Source organism: Mycobacteriales bacterium (assembly GCA_035504215.1).
GTDB lineage: Bacteria > Actinomycetota > Actinomycetes > JAFAQI01 > JAFAQI01 > DATAUK01.
The window spans coordinates 1-3,150 of record DATJSI010000047.1 but is presented as its reverse complement, the minus strand read 5'-3'; the positions used below and the strand labels follow the sequence as shown (position 1 = coordinate 3,150).

General features: G+C 68.2%; 5 protein-coding genes. All 5 read right to left on the bottom strand.

The window, feature by feature from the left end; all coding sequences use genetic code 11:
- The coding region (locus tag VME70_05680; protein HTW19689.1) for an ROK family protein at nucleotides 1–139 on the bottom strand (139 nt) is incomplete at its 3' end.
- A 9-nt stretch (nucleotides 140–148) separates the two neighbouring features.
- A complete protein-coding gene (locus VME70_05675) occupies nucleotides 149–862 on the bottom strand; it encodes a G1 family glutamic endopeptidase (protein ID HTW19688.1) in 714 nt (237 codons plus the stop codon).
- A 1-nt stretch (nucleotide 863) separates the two neighbouring features.
- Nucleotides 864–1,928 (bottom strand): 23S rRNA (adenine(2503)-C(2))-methyltransferase RlmN, encoded by a 1,065-nt coding sequence (gene rlmN, locus VME70_05670; protein ID HTW19687.1) that lies wholly within the window; start codon nucleotides 1,926–1,928, stop codon nucleotides 864–866.
- Nucleotides 1,892–2,722: a phosphatidate cytidylyltransferase gene (locus tag VME70_05665; protein HTW19686.1), complete on the bottom strand. Its 831-nt coding sequence runs from the start codon at nucleotides 2,720–2,722 to the stop codon at nucleotides 1,892–1,894. Before VME70_05665 ends, rlmN begins: the two co-directional genes overlap by 37 nt.
- A gap of 16 nt (nucleotides 2,723–2,738) precedes the next feature.
- Nucleotides 2,739–3,150 (bottom strand): ribosome recycling factor (frr, locus tag VME70_05660; protein ID HTW19685.1); only part of this gene is annotated, 412 nt, incomplete at its 5' end.

The window sequence follows — 3,150 nt, the reverse complement described above, 5'->3', positions numbered from 1 at the left end:
CGACGGCGGCGGGCGTCGCGGGATGCGGGGTGAGGACGCGCACCCGGTCGGTCGTCAGCTCGCCGCTGTCGATGTCGACGACCGCACCCTTGACGCCGGTCCCGCCGACGTCGATGCCGAACCGCAGCGTCTCACCCATTGCGGCCGGTCAGCTGTGCTTGAAGGTCGTTGAGAAGTTCTTGCCGGACGACAGCTTGCTGACGGCAATCAGCAGCGTCTTCCCGCGCTTGCGCTCGTAAGCGACCGCCTTTTCGGCGGTGAGCGACTTGTGGTTAACCTCAGAACCCGAGAACGAGGTCTTGGTGAACGGGTCGAGCGGCGTCTTGTAGTTGTTGATCTGCAGGCCCTGGTCACCGACGTAGGCGTACTCGCCTACCTTCCCGGCTCCGGTGCGTGTCTTGTGCGCGCCGGACGTTAGGTCGTCGACACTCACCGATGTCCTCGACTTCGTCACCGTGACGGTCATGGTGACCTTGTCGCCGGCGGCGAAGCTGATGTCGTTGGAGGAGCTGCCGTTCACCTGGAGCACAGATTCGAACTCGGGCTTTCCCTTGACGCAGCCGACGCCAACCGCGGCAACGTCGACGAAGTACACGTTCTTCTTGTTCGGCTTCGTCTCGACCACTATCGAGGGCCCAACACCGCTGTAGCTCTTCTTGCACGTAATGTTCGGCACAACGACCGTCGTGGTGGCGGAGGTCAGACTTCCCTTTGTCTTCGAGACCAGGTAGCCGGCGAAGAACTTGCTCGCCACGGGCTTCGTCGCTGGCTCGGGATGCGCCGACGCGATCGCCCCGGACATGACCCCGGTGAGCACAAACGCGGCCAAGCCAACCAGCACGGTCCCGAGCAAACGACTCATCTCAGTTCCTCTCCTGTGCAGCAAGCTGGCCGCAGGCACCGTCAATCTCCCTACCACGGGTATCCCGAACGGTAGTGGGCACCCCGGCTGAGCGCAGGACGTCGACGAAGGTGCGCTCGCGCTCCGGCTCCGAGGCGGTCCAGATCGAGCCGGGCGTCGGGTTGAGCGGGATCAGGTTGACGTGCACCAGCCGCCCGGAGAGCAGGCCGGCCAGCAGTTCGGCCCGCTCGCGCTGGTCGTTGATGTCACGTATGAGCGCGTACTCGATCGAGACCCGGCGCCCGGTGGTCTCCGCGTAGCGCCAGGCGGCGGCGAGGACCTCGTCGACCGGCCAGCGCCGGTTGACCGGCACGAGGGTGTCGCGCAGCTCGTCGTCCGGCGCGTGCAAGGAGACGGCGAGCGTCACCTGCAGGCCCTCGGCGGCCAGCTTGTCGATCGCTGGGACCAGGCCCACGGTCGAGACGGTGACGTGCCGCTGGCCGATGCCGAGGCCGGCCGGAGGCGGCTCGGTGATCCGCCGCAGTGCCCGGACGACGGCCGGGTAGTTCGCGAGCGGCTCTCCCATCCCCATGAAGACGACGTTGTCGACCTCGCCGCGGCCGGCGCGCACGATCTGGTCGACGATCTCGGCGGTCGACAGGTTGCGGACCAGACCACCCTGGCCGGTCGCGCAGAAGGGGCAGCCCATTCCGCAGCCGGCCTGCGAGGAGATGCAGATGGTCACGCGGTCCGGGTAGCGCATCACTACGCTCTCCACCAGGGCTCCGTCGTGCAGCCGCCAGAGCGTCTTGCGGGTCAGGCCGGCGTCGCACTCCTGGGTCCGCACGTCAGCCAGCAGCGGCGGCAGGAGGCTGCCGACGAGCTGGTCGCGGCTCGCCGCCGGAAGATCGGTCATCTCGGCCGGATCGGTGACCGTCCGGCCGAAGTAGTGGCGGGAGAGCTGGTCCGCGCGATAGCCGGGCTCACCGACGGCGGCCACCGCGGCTCGGCGCTCGGCCTGGTCCAGGTCGGCGAGGTGGCGGGGCGGCTTCAATGCAGCGGCGCGATCGCGGCGAGGACGGCCCAGGCGACCGGTGCCGACGGCAGCAGCGAGTCGAGCCGGTCGAGCATGCCGCCGTGGCCGGGCAGCAAGCTGCCCATGTCCTTCAGGCCGAGGTCACGTTTGGCCATCGACTCGCCGAGGTCGCCCAACGTTGCCGAGCCCACGATCGCCAGCCCCAGGAGCGCACCCTGCCACCACTGGGTGTGCAGCAACGACGTGCAGAGAATGATCCCGATCGAGGCGCAGGCGATGGTTGACCCCGCCAGGCCTTCCCACGACTTCTTCGGGCTGATCCTCGGGGCAAGCAGGTGGCGGCCGAAGAACACGCCGGTCGCATAACCACCGACGTCACTCGCCACCACGGTCGCGACGAAACAGGTGACCCGACGATCGCCGTCCGGCGCGGCGAGCATGAGCCCGCAGAAGCCGGCCAGGAACCCGGTGTAGAGCAGCACGAGCAGGGATGCGGACAGGCCGACGACGAAGCCGTCGGTGCCCTGCACGACGCGCCAGGCGACGACCAGCGGGATCGTGCACAGCATCGCGGTGGTCATCGCCTGCCGGTCGACGGCGTACGACGTACAGATGATCGCGGTGGAGCCCACGACGAGTGGGATGAACGGCGCCTTGATCCCCTTGGTCGAAAGCGCACGGGAGAACTCGTGGACGCCGAGGCCGACCGCGGCGACCACGACGGCGAGGAAGACCGGCTTCTCGAGATACAGCGGGACGAGGACGAGCGCGCCGAGCGCCAGCCCGATCCCGAGCGCCATCGGAAGGTTGCGACCGGCCCGCCCGACCGCTGGCCGCTCGCTCACCTCGACCACCGGGTCCTCAGACCTCGAGCAGTTCGGATTCCTTGGCCGCCAGTGCCTCGTCGACCGACTCGACGTAGCGGTGCGTGGTCTTCTCGAGCTCTTTCTCGGCTCGCTCGACGTCGTCCTTGCCGGTCTCGCCGTCCTTCGCCAGCTTGTCGAGGGTGTCCTTCGCATGCCGGCGGATGTTGCGGATCGCGATCCGGCCGTCCTCGGCCTTGCCGCGCGCGACCTTGATCAGGTCCCGCCGCCGCTCCTCGGTGAGCTGCGGGAACACGACACGGATCACGTTGCCGTCCGAGGTGGGATTGACGCCGAGGTCGCTGTCGCGGATCGCCTTCTCGACTGAGGCCATCGAGCCCTTGTCGTACGGCGAGATCACGGCCATCCGTGGCTCGGGCACCGTGAACGAGGCAAGTTGGTTCACCGGC

Coding starts and splice junctions, on each gene's coding strand:
- VME70_05675 (HTW19688.1), bottom strand. CDS start 862: ATGAGTCGTTTGCTCGGGACCGTGCTGGTTGGCTTGGCCGCGTTTGTG.